The organism is Streptococcus sp. CCH5-D3 (assembly GCF_001556435.1).
Taxonomy (GTDB): domain Bacteria; phylum Bacillota; class Bacilli; order Lactobacillales; family Streptococcaceae; genus Streptococcus.
Genome location: NZ_LSIW01000142.1, coordinates 1 through 16,024, shown reverse-complemented (window position 1 = coordinate 16,024; position 16,024 = coordinate 1). Strand labels below are relative to the sequence as shown.

At 38.3% G+C, this 16,024-nt stretch carries 16 protein-coding genes and 1 other annotated feature; of the genes, 14 read left to right on the top strand and 2 right to left on the bottom strand.

Translation table 11 applies throughout. The features are described from left to right. The 3 genes from AX662_RS11065 to AX662_RS09245 all read left to right on the top strand — a co-directional run. The coding region (locus tag AX662_RS11065) for an N-acetylmuramoyl-L-alanine amidase family protein (RefSeq protein ID WP_197414705.1) at positions 1-143 on the top strand (143 nt) is incomplete at its 5' end. Between the two features lie 80 nt (positions 144-223). Next, on the top strand, positions 224-1,447 hold the full coding sequence (gene pepT / locus AX662_RS09250) for a peptidase T (protein WP_060972260.1): 1,224 nt from the start codon (positions 224-226) through the stop codon (positions 1,445-1,447). A 56-nt stretch (positions 1,448-1,503) separates the two neighbouring features. After that, a complete protein-coding gene (locus tag AX662_RS09245; RefSeq protein WP_002890860.1) occupies positions 1,504-2,004 on the top strand; it encodes an EbsA family protein in 501 nt (166 codons plus the stop codon). Here AX662_RS09245 and AX662_RS10455 read toward each other — a convergent pair. After that, positions 1,988-2,185: a ferredoxin gene (locus tag AX662_RS10455; RefSeq protein WP_002890861.1), complete on the bottom strand. Its 198-nt coding sequence runs from the start codon at positions 2,183-2,185 to the stop codon at positions 1,988-1,990. The two genes, AX662_RS09245 and AX662_RS10455, sit on opposite strands and share 17 nt — an antisense overlap. A gap of 45 nt (positions 2,186-2,230) precedes the next feature. Between AX662_RS10455 and AX662_RS09240 the strand changes: the two genes are divergently transcribed. From AX662_RS09240 to AX662_RS10995, 7 genes are all read left to right on the top strand, one after another. Further along, positions 2,231-2,896 (top strand): SAG1386/EF1546 family surface-associated protein, encoded by a 666-nt coding sequence (locus AX662_RS09240; RefSeq protein WP_060972259.1) that lies wholly within the window; start codon positions 2,231-2,233, stop codon positions 2,894-2,896. Between the two features lie 21 nt (positions 2,897-2,917). Next, positions 2,918-3,598: a (d)CMP kinase gene (gene cmk, locus AX662_RS09235; protein ID WP_060972258.1), complete on the top strand. Its 681-nt coding sequence runs from the start codon at positions 2,918-2,920 to the stop codon at positions 3,596-3,598. A gap of 23 nt (positions 3,599-3,621) precedes the next feature. Next, positions 3,622-3,744 (top strand) — a sequence feature (ribosomal protein L20 leader region). A 13-nt stretch (positions 3,745-3,757) separates the two neighbouring features. Continuing rightward, positions 3,758-4,288 (top strand): translation initiation factor IF-3, encoded by a 531-nt coding sequence (gene infC / locus AX662_RS09230; RefSeq protein WP_002885108.1) that lies wholly within the window; start codon positions 3,758-3,760, stop codon positions 4,286-4,288. 38 nt (positions 4,289-4,326) lie between these two features. Beyond that, a complete protein-coding gene (gene rpmI, locus AX662_RS09225; protein WP_002885093.1) occupies positions 4,327-4,527 on the top strand; it encodes a 50S ribosomal protein L35 in 201 nt (66 codons plus the stop codon). A gap of 56 nt (positions 4,528-4,583) precedes the next feature. Further along, entirely contained in the window at positions 4,584-4,943 is a 360-nt protein-coding gene (gene rplT / locus AX662_RS09220; RefSeq protein WP_002885090.1) for a 50S ribosomal protein L20, read from the top strand. Positions 4,944-4,986: 43 nt separating this feature from the next. Then, a complete protein-coding gene (locus AX662_RS09215; protein WP_060972257.1) occupies positions 4,987-5,460 on the top strand; it encodes a GNAT family N-acetyltransferase in 474 nt (157 codons plus the stop codon). A gap of 85 nt (positions 5,461-5,545) precedes the next feature. Continuing rightward, positions 5,546-6,067: a hypothetical protein gene (locus tag AX662_RS10995; RefSeq protein ID WP_060972256.1), complete on the top strand. Its 522-nt coding sequence runs from the start codon at positions 5,546-5,548 to the stop codon at positions 6,065-6,067. Positions 6,068-6,135: 68 nt separating this feature from the next. Here AX662_RS10995 and AX662_RS09205 read toward each other — a convergent pair whose 3' ends face one another. After that, positions 6,136-6,321: a 4-oxalocrotonate tautomerase gene (locus AX662_RS09205; protein ID WP_002885057.1), complete on the bottom strand. Its 186-nt coding sequence runs from the start codon at positions 6,319-6,321 to the stop codon at positions 6,136-6,138. Between the two features lie 360 nt (positions 6,322-6,681). On the opposite strand from AX662_RS09205, the gene pepV reads away from it, so the two are divergent. The 4 genes from pepV to AX662_RS09185 form a co-directional block, all read left to right on the top strand. Beyond that, positions 6,682-8,088 (top strand): dipeptidase PepV, encoded by a 1,407-nt coding sequence (gene pepV, locus AX662_RS09200; RefSeq protein WP_060972255.1) that lies wholly within the window; start codon positions 6,682-6,684, stop codon positions 8,086-8,088. 40 nt (positions 8,089-8,128) lie between these two features. Continuing rightward, positions 8,129-8,713, top strand: a complete 585-nt coding sequence (locus tag AX662_RS09195) for a uracil-DNA glycosylase family protein (RefSeq protein WP_060972254.1) — start codon at positions 8,129-8,131, stop codon at positions 8,711-8,713. 373 nt (positions 8,714-9,086) lie between these two features. Next, positions 9,087-12,875, top strand: coding sequence for a GbpC/Spa domain-containing protein (locus AX662_RS09190; protein WP_060972253.1), 3,789 nt, complete (start codon positions 9,087-9,089; stop codon positions 12,873-12,875). Between the two features lie 460 nt (positions 12,876-13,335). Beyond that, positions 13,336-16,024 (top strand): GbpC/Spa domain-containing protein (locus tag AX662_RS09185; protein ID WP_060972252.1); only part of this gene is annotated, 2,689 nt, incomplete at its 3' end.

Genomic DNA, 16,024 nt, shown 5'->3' with positions numbered 1-16,024 from the left:
CGCCAGCAGTTCTCCTTGAACTTGGCTTCTTGTCAAATCCTCAAGAAGCAGCCCGTTTGAATACCTCTGCTTATCAAGAGACTTTAGCTAACGCAATTGTGGCAGGGATTAAGTCTTACTACGAAAAAGAATCTAAAGTTTAAGTTATACGGTTAACCCATCAATATGATGGGTTTTTATGCTATAATTGAGGTAAATACTAAATACAACTAAAGGAGTGCTTATGGGCTACGATTTACTCTTAGAGCGTTTTTTACGTTACGTTAAAATCAATACACGTAGTGACGAAAATGCGACAAGAACACCAACAACACAAAGCCAGGTAGATTTTGCTTTGAAGGTTCTAAAACCAGAATTAGAAGAACTAGGTTTAAGTAACATCCATTATTTGGAAAGTAATGGTTACCTAGTGGCAACCCTTCCGGCTAACGATGACCAATTAACACGTAAGATTGGTTTCATCTCACATATGGATACTGCTGATTTTAATGCAGAAGGTGTGTCACCTCAAGTCATTGACTCTTATGATGGAGGTATCATACCCCTTGGAAGTTCAGGTTATAACCTAGATCCAGCAGATTTTCCAAATCTCAAGAATTATGTCGGTCAGACACTTATTACGACAAATGGCACCACTCTTCTTGGAGCTGATGATAAGTCTGGCATTGCAGAAATCATGACAGCCTTGGCTTATTTGAAGGCTCATCCTGAAATCAGACATTGTGAGATTCGTGTAGGCTTTGGTCCTGATGAAGAAATTGGAATTGGCGCAGATAAATTTGATGTCGATGATTTTGATGTTGATTTTGCCTACACAGTTGATGGTGGCCCATTGGGTGAATTACAGTATGAAACCTTCTCTGCTGCGGGAGCAGAACTTACCTTCCATGGACGTAATGTTCATCCTGGAACAGCAAAAGACCAAATGGTCAATGCCCTGCAGTTGGCAATTGATTTTCATAATCAGTTACCAGCAGAAGAACGCCCTGAGTTGACAGATGGCTATCAAGGTTTCAACCATCTTCAAACCATGACAGGTACTGTTGAAGAAGCAAAAGCATCTTATATCATCCGTGATTTTGAAACAGAGTCTTTTGAAAATCGTAAAGCAACCTTCCAAAAGATTGCCGTTGAAATGAATAAAACTTATGGTCAGACACGAGTTGATTTGGTACTCAAAGATCAATACTATAATATGCGTCAGGTTATTGAAAAAGATATGACGCCTGTTGAGTTGGCTAAAGGAGTTATGGAGGAATTGGATATTACGCCAGTTATTGAACCCATTCGTGGTGGAACAGATGGTTCAAAGATTTCATTTATGGGTATTCCAACTCCAAACCTTTTTGCTGGGGGCGAAAATATGCATGGTCGATATGAGTTTGTTTCCTTGCAGACAATGGAAAAAGCCGTAGATGTTATTCTTGGAATTGTCAGTAAACCTTAATAGAGCTTGCTAAATACTGATTTTATGGTAAAATTAGAAGTAATGGAGGTGCTGAGATGATTAAAATTTTCGGCAAGTATCGTTACCATTGGCAACCCGAATTATCTTGGCTAATCATCTACTGGTCTTTAGCCATCACGCCAATCTTTATTGCGGCGGCCCTTCTGTTCGAGTTGTACTCGGTGCCCTCACATATTTTGATGCTCTTCACTATTTTCGTTGCCTTGTTTGGTTTAGGTTTCCATCGTTACTTTATTATTGAAGATCATGGGATTCTGCGTATTGTTTCTTTCAATATTTTTAAACCACGCAAAGTGAAAATTAGTGATATTGAAAAAGTCGAAGTTATTAAAACTGGCTTGAGCCTTATTTTTAAAAATGGTAAAAAACGTCAGTTTTATATGAGAAAGTGGCCAAAGAAATATTTCTTAGATGCTTTAGCGCTTCACCCTGATTTCAAAGGTGAGGTAGAGCTATTGGATCATATGACTAACTTTGATTACTTTGCCTTTTATGAGGAATCAAAAAAAGCCCTCAAGCTTAAACTTCGCAAATAAGGGCTTTAGTGGGACAAGACTTGACAGCAGTCAAAGTCTCAGGGGTGTTTTCAATAATTTGATTGAGTTGGTCGCTATCTCTGAACCTAACAATACCTTCGTCATCATAATCGAAGACGGGAGAGTAGGTTTGGCACAAACCACAAGCGATACATTTTTCTGGAATTAATGATACTTTCATAGTATTATTTTAAAATAGATTTATTGTTTTTACAAGGAGAATATCATGAGTAAAAAACCATGGGAAGATAAGGTTTCTGACGAAGAGTTGGAAGAAGTAGTTGACGCTGATTTTCTAGATGATGAAGATGAGTTTGAGGATTATGAAGAAGAAGAGGATGTAACTCCTTCTGATGAAAAACGCGAAAAAGGTGGTGGCTTCATTAATTCATCATTCTTGACAGTCTTGCTTGGATTATTCTTTGTTATTGTTGTATGTATTTTGTTCTTTGTTTTCTATACTTCAAATGTCGGTGGAAACAAAACTGCGGAATCTAAGGAATCATCTGGATTCTACTCATCATCAACTAGCAAAGTTGTTAAATCTTCATCTAGCGAGAAAGACTCAAACAAAGATGAGGAAAGTGAGAAATCTAATACAGAAAAATCTTCAAAAGAAAAATCATCAAAAGAGAAATCATCTTCAACTAAAGCATCAAGCTCTTCTAAACATGTAGTAAAAGAAGATGCAACTGAGTCAGCTGAGACAACACCATCAAGCGCTACGGCAGCAGCAGATGGTTCATCAATTGTTGTTCAATCTGGTGAAGGTGCTGGTTCAATCGCCGCACGTGCAGGTATTTCTGTAGATGAATTGGAACGTCTTAACCCTGATCACATGACAAATGGTTACTGGTATGCTAACCCAGGTGACGTCGTTAACGTTCAATAATTTTTAAAGCAAAGGAACATCATGAAAGATATTAGAATTGCTATTGATGGTCCTGCGTCAAGTGGAAAAAGTACAGTAGCCAAGATTATTGCAAAAGATCTTGGCTATACTTATCTTGACACAGGTGCCATGTACCGATCTGCAACTTATTTGGCCTTGCAGAATGGTTTAACTGAGGAAAATGTACCAGAAATTTTGGAGCAACTATCTCAATATCCGATTTCATTCGGAAAAGCAGCAGATGGTAGTCAGCAAGTTTATGTAGGTGATGTCGATATTACACACCCAATTCGTGATAACCAAGTTACAAATAATGTTTCTTGGGTCGCAGCTATTCCTGAAGTGCGTCAAGAACTCGTTGCGCAACAACAACGTATCGCTCAAGATGGGGCTATTATCATGGATGGTCGTGATATCGGGACCGTGGTTTTGCCTGATGCAGAACTAAAAATCTTCTTGATTGCCTCAGTTGATGAACGTGCGGAACGCCGTTATAAGGAAAATATCGAAAAAGGTATCCCTGCTGACCTTGAGACTCTAAAAAAAGAAATTGCTGAACGTGACTATAAAGATAGTCATCGTAAGGTGTCACCTCTTAAACCAGCGGAAGATGCCATCACTTTTGATACTACAGGTGTGTCTATTGATGGTGTTGTGGAATTTATTCAAGAAAAAGCAAAAAAAATTATTGACAAAGGATGACTCACTTGTTATACTATTAACAATGAGAAAAGCAGAAGTGAGAACTTCTCGCCTTGCGACTTAGGTTGTCTGGCCCAACATGTCAAATCCCTCTAGGGATATTATGTGTGCGGGCTTGTATATCAAGTCCGCTTTGTTTTTCTCTAAAAAAATAAAGAGGTGAAGATCATAGCTAAGAAAGATCTATTCATTAACGATGAAATTCGCGTTCGCGAAGTTCGTCTTGTTGGTCTTGATGGTGAACAATTGGGAATTAAACCATTGTCAGAAGCACAAGCTATTGCAGATGATGCAAATGTTGACTTGGTTCTCATCCAACCACAAGCTACGCCACCTGTTGCGAAGATTATGGACTACGGTAAGTTCAAATTTGAGTATCAAAAGAAACAAAAAGAACAACGTAAGAAACAAAGCGTTGTTACCGTTAAAGAAGTTCGTTTGAGTCCAGTTATTGATAAAGGTGACTTTGAAACTAAACTTCGTAATGGCCGTAAATTCCTTGAAAAAGGAAACAAGGTTAAAGTTTCTATCCGATTTAAAGGTCGTATGATTACTCACAAAGAAATCGGAGCTAAGGTCTTGGCGGAATTTGCTGAAAAAACGCAAGATATTGCGATTATTGAGCAAAGAGCGAAGATGGATGGACGTCAAATGTTCATGCAACTTGCACCAATTCCTGACAAAAAATAATTGTCAAACTAACACTATTTTAAGAGGAGAATTTTAAAATGCCAAAACAAAAAACACACCGCGCATCAGCTAAACGTTTCAAACGTACAGGTTCAGGTGGATTGAAACGCTTCCGTGCCTTCACATCTCACCGTTTCCACGGTAAAACTAAAAAACAACGTCGTCACCTTCGTAAAGCGTCAATGGTACATTCAGGTGACTTTAAACGTATCAAATCAATGCTTTCACAAATGCGTTAATTCGCTAAAAGCATTACAAATTAACTAAACTAGAATTAATTCGGAGGAATATATAAATGGCTCGTGTTAAAGGTGGCGTTGTATCACGCAAACGTCGTAAACGTGTATTGAAACTTGCTAAAGGTTACTATGGTGCAAAACACATCTTGTTCCGTACTGCAAAAGAACAAGTAATGAACTCTTACTACTATGCATACCGTGACCGTCGTCAAAAGAAACGTGATTTCCGTAAACTTTGGATCACACGTATCAATGCGGCAGCTCGTTTGAACGGTTTGTCATACTCACAATTGATGCACGGTTTGAAATTGGCTGAAATCGAAGTTAACCGTAAAATGCTTGCTGATTTGGCAGTTAACGATGCAGCAGCTTTCACAGCTCTTGCAGATGCAGCTAAAGCAAAACTTGGTAAATAAGAATTAAGGTGGGTCTTACCCATCTTTTTTTGTGGAGGTAATCATGATTCGTTTAGCAAAATTTGAAGATATTCCAAGATTACAGGAGTTATTGGAGCAGATTCTTATTGTTCATCATCAAGCACGCCCTGATGTTTTTAAGTCAAAAGGCAGTAAATTTACAGATGCAGAGTTAGAAGCAGTAATTAATGATTCAAAAAAACCTGTTTTTGTGTACGAGGATGACGAAGGGCGTATCTTGGGCCATCTTTTCTTAATGATTAAAGAAGAAACTGAAAATGATGGTCCACAAAAGGCTGTTAAGACTCTTTTTATTGATGATTTATGTGTTGATAAGGAAGCTCGAGGTCAAAAATTAGGAGAAAAGCTTTACCAATTTGCCTTGGACTATGCTAAGGAGCTAGGTTGTTATAATCTGACACTTCACGTATGGAATGATAATGCAGGTGCTCTACGTTTTTACGAACGTTTAGGTATGAAACCGAGATATACAGAAATGGAAACTATCCTAAAATAATACGTTTTCATGAGAGAAATTTAACTTACGAGGAAAAAATATTTTTGATATGCTAAAAGAGAACTCTTAGAAATGGAGAATTTTAATGCCTCGTAATTTTAAAGAAGCTTTGCTTTTTACGTTTTTGATGTGTGGAATGATGGTCTGTGGGATGAGTCTCTGGAATCTTCTCATCCTTGATTGGACTGGAGTAGTTCCCTTTGCTTGGGGTCACTTTTTCCAAGGTTATTTTCCTGGATTTGTGGTTGCTTTCTTACTTGATATGCTTTTGGTGGGGCCACTAGCCAAAACAATAGCATTTGCAATTTTGCATAAAGTAAAAGCCCATGATAAACGATGGGCAAAGATTTTAGTGATTTCTGGGACCATGGCGCTACTCATGGTAACGTTTATGTCATTCTATGGATTAGTTTACAACAGTCAGTCGGTGACGTTATTATCCTATGGTCGTGCTTGGTTGACAAATGTTATCATGGCTTTACCACTTAATTTTCTAGTGGTTGGTCCAATCTCACGTTTTATCTTGGGAAAACTACAAAAACCATTGCCTGGTGAAGAAGTCGTTGAGAATTTTGACGACGATGATGAATTACCAACGATAATATAAAAAAACTGGAGTTTCTTTCCAGTTTTTTTATATCAAAAGCAGCCACGGATGTGACTGCTTAATGATGATTAGTTTTTCTTCTTCATTTCACCATGTGGGTAGTAAGTTCCCTCTGGCATATCATTAATGAAAACATGAATAGCTTCTTTAGGTGCTTTTGCAACACGTGATACAACCTCAGTAACTTCGCGAGCAAGTTCGATTTTTTGTTCTTCAGTACGACCTTCAAAGAGATCAATTTTTACAAATGGCATAATGCATCTCCTTAGTTTTGATAGTCCTATTATAGCATTAATTAAGAGAATATTCTAAAGTTTTTGGAAATTCTTGAAATGATAATATCGCAATGTTACAATGTGAGTGATTTCGATAGTAAAGCCTAAAGTAAAAAAAAATCAGTAACCAAGGGTAGGATTTTCTAGTCGAAAGCAATAGTATTACTTTGATTCGAGTGTTCCTGATTAAGGAAATTTTTCACATTCTATTGAAGATGGTATGAAGTCTTTTGACATTCGGTAAGGGATTGCATTTTTTATTGGCTTTGTTTATAAGGGATGAAAACTCTTACTAAAAATGGTAAAATAGTGCTAACTAGAGACAGTAAGGAGTAAATTATGACAATTGATTTTCGTGCCGAAGTTGATAAGCGCAAAGATGCCTTGATGGAGGACCTTTTTGGTCTTTTGCGTATTAACTCAGAACGTGATGACAGTAAGGTTGATGATAAGCACCCATTTGGTCCTGGACCAGTAAAAGCTTTGGAACATTTTCTTGCTTTAGCTGAACGTGATGGTTATAAAACTCGTAATATTGATAATTATGCTGGTGACTTTGAATTTGGTCAAGGTGATGAAGTATTGGGTATCTTTGCACACTTGGATGTGGTTCCAGCTGGGAGTGGTTGGGATACAGATCCTTATGAACCTGTAATCAAAGATGGCAAACTTTATGCTCGTGGGTCATCAGATGATAAAGGCCCAACAATGGCTTGTTACTATGCCTTGAAAATTATTAAAGAACTCGAGCTTCCAGTATCTAAGCGTGTGCGTTTCATTGTTGGTACTGATGAAGAATCTGGTTGGGGCGATATGGATTATTACTTCGCTCATAATGGATTGAAAGATCCTGATTTTGGTTTTTCACCTGATGCAGAATTCCCAATTATCAATGGTGAAAAAGGTAATATTACAGCCTATCTCCATTTTGAAGGTCAAAATGATGGGGACTTTAGTCTTGTGTCATTTAATGGTGGTTTGCGTGAAAATATGGTTCCTGAATCAGCAAGTGCATATTTTACTGGGCCTACCACTTTGAAAGAACTCGAGGCCAAATTAGGAGACTTTGTTGCGGAGCAAGAAGTTACTGGTCAAGTGACCGAGGAAGCGGGTGTTTTCCATGTGATTATTCATGGGAAATCTGCTCATGGTATGATGCCTCAAAATGGTATTAATGGAGCAACCTACTTGGCACTCTTCCTTAGCCAATTTGATTTCCAAGGTAATGCTAAAAAGTATTTGGATTTAATTGCTGAAACATTGCATAAAGATTTCTTTGGTGAAAAAGTAGGTCTTGCTTACACAGATCCTAAGATGGGTGAATTGACCATGAATGCTGGGGTGTTTCATTTCAATAAGGAATCAGCAGATAATACAATCGCTTTGAATTTCCGCTACCCTCAAGGCGTTGATGTAGACGGTATTAAGGCCGGCCTTGAAAAACTTGAAGGTCCTAAGGCTGTTAGTCTCTCAGAACATGGTCATGTGCCACACTATGTACCAGTTAATGATCCTATGGTAGAGACCCTTCTTTCAGTCTATGAGAAACAAACAGGACTTAAAGGTCATGAACAAATTATTGGTGGTGGTACATTTGGACGTCTCCTAAAACGTGGTGTTGCCTATGGAGCTATGTTCCCTGGTTATGTCAACACTATGCACCAAGCCAATGAGTTTACTGAGGTTGAAGACTTGTACCGTGCAGCTGCCATTTATGCAGAAGCTATCTATGAGTTAATCAAATAAAAAAGAGAGACGGTTTTGTCTCTTTTTTGAGGAGGAAAATATGGAAACACTCGATGAATTAACACAAGCAATCATGTCCGATGAACAAAATAAAGCTTTTACGGAACAAGGTATAAAACCCTTGTTTACCATTCCAAAAACGGCACGAATTAATATCGTAGGACAAGCTCCTGGTATTCGCGCCCAAGAGTCCGGTCTTTATTGGAATGATCCTAGCGGTGATAATCTTAGGGATTGGATGGGTGTTTCACGCGAAGAATTTTATGAATCTGGCATGTTTGCTATTGTACCAATGGATTTTTATTTCCCAGGTCATGGTAAATCAGGTGATTTACCTCCTCGCAAAGGATTTGCAGACAAGTGGCATGAGAAAGTTCTTGCTTTAGCTCCTGATATTCAATTGACGATTTTAGTAGGTAACTATGCACAGCGTTACTATTTGCATCAAAAATCATCGGCAAAATTAACGGATACAGTTAAGCATTATAAAGATTATCTCCCAGAGTTTTTTCCTCTCGTTCATCCCTCTCCTAGAAATAATATATGGCAAGCCAAAAATCCATGGCTTATGGAAGAAGTAGTTCCAGATTTGAAGGCCTTGGTCAAAAAAATCTTAAGTCAATGATTTCTGATATATGAACTTGGATTGTCATTAGGTATTGTTATCAAATTAATGAAGCAAGTAACAGAACATATCCCAATGATATAAAGATTTGAGCCCCTTGGGGCTCTTTTTGATACTTTAACAAAAAGAGTCGCAAAAATAATTAACAAAGCTTTAATATCAAGCTTATATTGTGCAATTTAATTCTAATTTTCAGAAGAAGTAACATATAAAATTAAGGTAGCTATCCTTTTAAACTAAAGAATCAATTAAATAATACTTACAAATTGAAAATGAGTGTAAATTTTTGGAAATATTAAGACAATTCTATTGACAGAAAGTTTAAAAGTGATAGACTTTAGGTGTTAAGAAAATATAGAAGGAAATTTGTGATATGGGAAGAAAAGATTCACAACGTTTTTCAATCAGAAAGTATAGCTTTGGAGCTGCTTCTGTTCTTTTGGGTACAACCATTCTTGCGATGGGGGCAACTGGTGTACATGCAGATGAGGTTTCAACTTCAGCTGCTACTGATACACCGCTTAGTGCTTCTGTACTAACAGATACTGCTGCTGATCCGGCAACAACTGTTGATCATTCAGAGAAGCAAGTTGTTTCTGTTAAAGAAGAAGGAAATACCACTGTAACAACAAGTGTTGTTACAACTGATAGTCTTGAGGATGCTAAAACTTCTGCGGTAAAAGAAGGGGTAGAAGTCGAAGAAACTGCACCTCAAACACATACATCCCTAGAGGGTGCTATTGCTGACAATCAAGCTCAATCAAAAGAGATTAACACGGTTGTTTCGGATTATCAGAAGGCAAAAGAAAGCCACAAAAAAGATGTAGCTGAGTATGATAAAGCTAAGGCTGAGTACGATGCTAAAGTGGCCGAAAAAGCAGCAGCTGATAAAGCAAACGCTGCTTCTAAAGCACAGTATGATACTGATCAAGCTGCTTATGAAAAAGGGTTAGCTAAATACCAAGCTGATAAAAAAGCCTATGATGCAGCATTGGAAGAGTATAATACTCAAAAATTAACTTATGATTCTAAAGTAGCAGAAAAAGCAGCTGCCGATGCAGCTAATGCTAAGTCAGAAGCCGATTACAAAGTACAGTTGGCTGTTTATGAAACTGCTAAGAAGAACTATGAAGCTGCTATGGCTCAGTACAGCAAAGACAAGGCAAAATATGATGCTGAGAAGGAATCTTATGATGCTAAAGTAGCTGAAAAAGTTCGTACAGAAATCGAAAACAAGGCAGCTCAAGAGCAGTATAAGAAAGATTTAGCTACTTATAATGCCGCTTACGAAAAATATCAAACCGATTTAGCTGCCTACAAGACTGCCAAAGCCGCCTACGATGCTAAAGTAGCCGAAAAAGCAGCAGCTGACGTAGCTAATGCAGAAGCTAAAGCTAAGTATGATGCGGAAATGGTCACTTACGAAGCAGCCTTGTCTGAATATAAGACAAATAAGGCTTTGTATGATGCCGCTCTAGCTGAATACAATACGAAAAAAGCAGCCTATGATGCTAAAGTAGCTGAGAAAACACAAGCAGAAATTACTGATAAGGCAGCTCAAGAGCAATATGAGAAAGATCTTGCTGCTTACAATACGGCTTACCAAAAATATCAAACTGATTTAGCTGCCTACAAGACTGCTAAAGCAGCCTACGATGCCAAAGTAGCCGAAAAAGCAACTGCTGATAAGGCAAATGCGGAAGCTAAAGCCAAGTATGATGCAGAAATGGCTGTTTACAATACAGCTAAAGCACAATACGATAAAGATTTACAAGAATACCAAGCTAAGAAAGCGCAATACGATAAAGATAAAGCAGCCTATGATCAACTTGTTGCTATTAAAGCAGAAGAAGATGCTGCAAAAGCTAAGTATGAAGTTGAGCTTGCAAAATACAATGTAGATTTAGAGCAATACGGCAAAGATTTTGCTACCTACCAAACAAAACTTGCTGAATATCAAACAGCTTTGGCACAGTACAAAGATGCTAAAGCAGCCTATGATAAGTACATGAATGATAATGGTTTCCAAGATCTGAAAGATGTAGAAACTGTTCAAGATTTGACCTTCCAACGTGAAGGTGGAGCCATTCATACCATCAATGGCATCAGCGCTTATCTCACTCGTGATGCTCAAGCTCGTTTGAATACAAGCAATGTACATCAGTATGATTCCAATAAATTGGAAGCTTCAGATATTGTAGCAACTAGTCCTTGGGCCAATAATGAAACTGAATTTATTCAAATTAAGGAAGGTGACAAATTTGTTGTAACCTATGACAATTTGAATCAGTCAAGCATGCGTGAAAATACGGATATGCATCCGATCAAGCGCGTGATTTATCGCTATGAAATTTTGAGTCTTCCATCAAATGACGGTAAAGGAATTGCAGCCGTTAGCTCAGACCCAACTGTAACACTAACAGTCGGTGCTTCAACAGACCAAAATAAACCCGTTAAGGTGGCTGTAGATATTGAATTTTATGATGGTAATGGCAATAAGTTTGATTTGACACAGCATAACGCTATTGTTGCGCTTAATTCCCTTAACCACTGGACAGGTGCTTCTTATGTGGATAGTGGAGATAAACCTCGTGCCCTTACAGTAGAAGCCAAGGATAAAGATGGTAAGACTGTTCGAGGAACTTGGAATCCATATGCAGATGGTTCATCAATGAGCATTGAAAACAATGCAGTTGTTGTTAAAAATGGAACAGCTGACTTTGGTACTGCTGACGTCACTATCTCTGCTGAAAATCCAATTAAAATTGTGGCACAAAAAGCAACGTGGAATGGTAGTGAATTTACAGTTAGTGAAGAAACTGTTATTGACGCAACTTCAGTCAATGTTTCAGGTGCTGGGAATGGTCACTCTATCGGAACAGATGAGTTCACATTAGACGGTAAAGATGATGTGATTGGTTCTTACACTATTGATCCAACTTCAGGACGTATCATCTTTACTCCTAAGAAGAAATTTGAAAATGTAGAGCACCAAGAGTCTGTAAATATTGGCAATAATAGATATATTCCAATTCCAAATTCTAGTGTTTCTTATGATGCCGCTACTAAAGAAGTAACGTCGTTTAAAGATAACCAATACATTGAACATGGGTCTATCTTTAATGGTGAATCTTCAACGACTCTTGAAGGTTGGGATAATCCATCTTCTCCATATCTCTATTATGGTGGAGCAGGCTTAAAGATGGCTGATGGTCACTTGGTATTTACGGCCAATGGAGCTAATGCTGCTGGTCAACCAACAGTATATTGGTTTGCGATTAACTCAAATGTTGGTATTCCAAAAAATCCTGGTGAAGCACCAAAAGAGCCAACAGCTCCAGAAGAACCAAAGGCGCCAACGCCACCAACGATTACTTTGGATAAACTTCCAGCTGAACCAATAGAACCAACGCCACCAACAGCTCCTGTGGCACCGGTAGAACCTTCTTATACAGTGGTCACAGTTGATGCTGAGGGTCCAACAGCTCCAACAGAGCCTAAGGCTCCAACACCACCAACTCCGACAGTTGTTGAAGTTCCAGCGGAACCAAGCAAACCAGAAGAACCTAAAGCGCCAACACCACCGACAGAACCTAACTACACTGTTGTTACAGTTGATGCAGAGGAACCTAAGGCTCCAACAGAACCAAAAGCTCCAACGCCGCCAACTCCAGCTTTAGTTGAAGTGCCAGTAGAGCCACGTAAGATTACGGCTCCAGTAGAGCCAAAAGCGCCGACTCCACCTACACCAGTAGTTGTAGATGTACCTGGAGAGCCAACCAAACCAACACCACCAACAGAACCTAAAGCACCTACACCACCAACTATGGTTGTGGTAAACGTACCTAATAAACCTGTTTCACCTAAAGAGCTTGTGACTCCTAAAGTAAAATGGCATAAGAATTACCTTGTTGAGCGCGTAACACGTCCAGTACCAACGACGCCACCAACTCCTCAAAAACCAAAAACTCCTGGAACACCTACAGGACCAAGTGTCGTTTCAACTTCAACAGTCGTTGCTAAGAATCAAACACAAGGCATATACACTGAAAAATTACCAGAAACAGGGGAATCTAACCAAAAATTAGCATCTGTAACAGGTCTAGGCTTGCTTTCAATGGCCCTTTCAGGTCTATGGTCAGTTCGCAAACGTAAACATTAATAGGAAATATGAAAGATTAGTTTGTTTTGCTGTGCAAGACAGTCTAGTCTTTTTTTGTTATCTATTCTTTGAGTTTTATCAGCTTAAACTAGTTTGATTGTTAAAACTAATTTAGGAAACTAGAAGAAAGAATTTAGCTGAAATAGGTTATCAAGAACTAATTCTCGCAATGAAAAGTAGCATGAAAACGTATAGTTATGTATTTTTCATAATCTTTTCAATAAAAAAACATTAAAGCGAATTGGACTAGATATTATAAAATTAAACCTCCTTTTTGTATCGAAAACGCTATTAATAATAGGGTTTTGTCTATCAAATATTTTGATATTAAAAAGTATTTGAATTTAAGAATCTAATCGAATTTAAAGGAATGCGTGTTTTTATGAGATATCTCAAATTGACATGGTTCTTTCTTTTGTTAGAATATGAACATAACTAAATATAGAAGGACGTAATTTAAATGGGGAAAAAGGAATTACAACGTTATTCACTCAGAAAGTCTAGCCTTGGTGCGGCTTCTGTTCTTTTGGGGACTGCAGTTCTTGCAGTAGGAGCTTCAAATGCAAGCGCTGATGAGGTAGCAACAACTACAGATTCAGCAACACCAGCAGTTGAAGCAACAGATGCTGTTGAAGAAAACACTTCAGCCGTAGCAGATTCAACTGAAAAGAAAGTTGTTAACGTTACTGAAGAAGGCAACACAACTGTTACAACGAGTGAAGTAACAAATACAAGCTTAGAAGCTGCAAAAACAGCTGCAACTAACGAAGGGGTTGAGGTTAAGGAAGAACCTGCTCAAACCAAAGAAACTGTTGAAGCAGCTGCTGCAGATAATAAAGCACAAGCAGAGAAAATCAATACAGTCGTTTCTGATTATAAAGCGGCTAAAGAACAATACAAGTCAGATAAAGCTGACTATGATAAAGCAAAAGCAAACTATGATGCCAAATTAGCTGAGAAAGCACTTGCTGATAAAACAAATGCTGAAGCACAGGCTAAATATGATACTGAAAAAACAGCTTATGATAAAGCTTCAGAGCAATACCAAATTGCTAAGCAAGCTTATGACTCAGCTCTTTCAGAGTACAAGACTAAGAAAGTTACTTATGATGCTAAGGTAGCAGAAAAAGAAGCCGCTGATAAAGAAAATGCGCTTTCTGCAGCTAAATACCAAGCAGAATTGGCAACATATAACCAAGCAAAGGCTGATTATGAAGCAGCTCTTGCTCAGTACAATAGCGATAAAGCCAAATACAATGCTGAAAAAGCTAACTATGATAATAAAGTAGCTGAAAAAGTTGTTACTGAAAAACGTAACGCCGAAGCTGAAGCTAAATATCAAACGGAGCTAGCAGCATACAATGAAGCAAAAGCTAAATATGATGTAGAAAAAGCAGCATATGACAAGAATCTTGAACTTTATAACGCTAAGAAAGCAGCTTATGAAGCAGATCTTGAAACAAAACAAGCTATTGAAAAATACAATGCAGATGCTAAAGCTAAATACGAAGCTGCCTTGGTTGTCTACAATGAGCAAAAAGCTAAATATGACCAAGAGTACCTTGAGTATCAAAACAAAATAGCTGTCTACCAAACAGCACTTAAACAATACCAAGATGCTAAAACAGCTTACGATAAATACATGAATGATCCTGTATATCGTAACCTTAAAGATGCTGAAGTTGTTCAAGAATTGACTTTCCAACGTGAAAACGATGCGACACACAAAGTTGAAGGTGTAAGCAACTTCTTGACAAAAGAAGCACAAGAGCGTCTTAACACAAGTAATGTTTTCCAATATGACTCTAACAAGTTACAAGCATCTGACATTGTTTCAAATAGCCCTTGGACAAACACTGAAGACGAGTGGATTCAAGTTAAAGAAGGTGACAAATTTGTTGTTACTTATGATGGCTTGAACCAATCAAGCATGCTTGTTGAGAATGAAGCATCAGCAATCAAACGTGTTGTTTACCGCTACGAAATTGTTAGCCTTCCATCAAATGACGGAAAAGGTATCGCAAAAATCAGTAAGGATCCAACAGTAACTATGACAGTTGGTGCATCAACTGATCAAGACAAACCAGTTAAAGTAGCAGTAGATGTTGAGTTTTACGATAAAGATGGTAAAATGTTCAACCTTAGTGAGCGTAATGCTATCGTAGCACTTAACTCACTAAACCACTGGAATGGTGCAGCTTATGTTGAAACATCTGAGCGCCCACGTCCACTTACAGTAGAAGCGAAAGACGTTAATGGTAATACTGTCCGCGGTACATATAATCCTTACGCAGATGGCTCTACTTTGGCAATCCAAAACGGTGAAGTTGTTACTAAATCTGGATACGCTGATTTCGGTGGCGCTACTGTTAATATTTCTGATGAGAACCCACTTAAGGTAGTTGTTCCTATCACTGACTGGAATGGTTCAGAATGGGTTGTCTCACGTGAAATTCCATCTGATGTAACAACTCTTAATGCTTCAGGTAGTGGTAATGGACACGCTCTTGGTAACCAAGATTATACATTTGGTGATAAAGATGATGTTATTGGTTCGTACAGCGTTTCTGCTGAAACTGGTTTGATTACATTCACACCTAAGAAAAAATACCAATCAACACGTCACCAAGAATATGTAAATATTGGTGATAACCAATTCATCGCTATTCCAAAATCATCAGTTACTTATGATGCTGCTACTAAAGAAGTAACATCAGTCAATGATAACCAATACATTGATCATGGTGCAGTCTTTAATGGTGAGACAACGTCTGAATTGACAGGTTGGGATAACGCTGATTCACCTTACCTCTATTATGGAGGTGCAGGTATCAAGATGACAAATGGTCACTTGGTATTTACTGCTGAAGGTGCAAATGCTGATGGTGCACCAACAGTATACTGGTTCGCAATCAACTCTAATCTTGGTTTGCCTAAGAATCCAGGTGAAAAACCTGAAGAACCTAAGGCACCAACACCACCAACAGCACCGGTTAAACCAGTTATTAAAACAGTTGGTATCAATCCACAAGCACCAACACCACCAACACCACCAAAAGAGCCAGTGGCACCAACGCCACCAACTCCAGAGGTAGTTGAAGTACCTGGTAAACCACAAGCACCAACACCACCAACAGGTCCAACGGCAC

What these genes read in the sequence shown, in the direction of transcription:
- pepV (WP_060972255.1), top strand. Translation starts at nt 6,682, where the DNA reads ATGACAATTGATTTTCGTGCCGAAGTTGATAAGCGCAAAGATGCCTTG.
- AX662_RS10995 (WP_060972256.1), top strand. Translation starts at nt 5,546, where the DNA reads ATGCCTCGTAATTTTAAAGAAGCTTTGCTTTTTACGTTTTTGATGTGT.
- AX662_RS09195 (WP_060972254.1), top strand. Translation starts at nt 8,129, where the DNA reads ATGGAAACACTCGATGAATTAACACAAGCAATCATGTCCGATGAACAA.
- pepT (WP_060972260.1), top strand. Translation starts at nt 224, where the DNA reads ATGGGCTACGATTTACTCTTAGAGCGTTTTTTACGTTACGTTAAAATC.
- cmk (WP_060972258.1), top strand. Translation starts at nt 2,918, where the DNA reads ATGAAAGATATTAGAATTGCTATTGATGGTCCTGCGTCAAGTGGAAAA.
- AX662_RS09215 (WP_060972257.1), top strand. Translation starts at nt 4,987, where the DNA reads ATGATTCGTTTAGCAAAATTTGAAGATATTCCAAGATTACAGGAGTTA.
- AX662_RS09240 (WP_060972259.1), top strand. Translation starts at nt 2,231, where the DNA reads ATGAGTAAAAAACCATGGGAAGATAAGGTTTCTGACGAAGAGTTGGAA.
- AX662_RS09205 (WP_002885057.1), bottom strand. Translation starts at nt 6,321, where the DNA reads ATGCCATTTGTAAAAATTGATCTCTTTGAAGGTCGTACTGAAGAACAA.
- AX662_RS10455 (WP_002890861.1), bottom strand. Translation starts at nt 2,185, where the DNA reads ATGAAAGTATCATTAATTCCAGAAAAATGTATCGCTTGTGGTTTGTGC.
- AX662_RS09245 (WP_002890860.1), top strand. Translation starts at nt 1,504, where the DNA reads ATGATTAAAATTTTCGGCAAGTATCGTTACCATTGGCAACCCGAATTA.
- AX662_RS09190 (WP_060972253.1), top strand. Translation starts at nt 9,087, where the DNA reads ATGGGAAGAAAAGATTCACAACGTTTTTCAATCAGAAAGTATAGCTTT.
- rpmI (WP_002885093.1), top strand. Translation starts at nt 4,327, where the DNA reads ATGCCAAAACAAAAAACACACCGCGCATCAGCTAAACGTTTCAAACGT.
- rplT (WP_002885090.1), top strand. Translation starts at nt 4,584, where the DNA reads ATGGCTCGTGTTAAAGGTGGCGTTGTATCACGCAAACGTCGTAAACGT.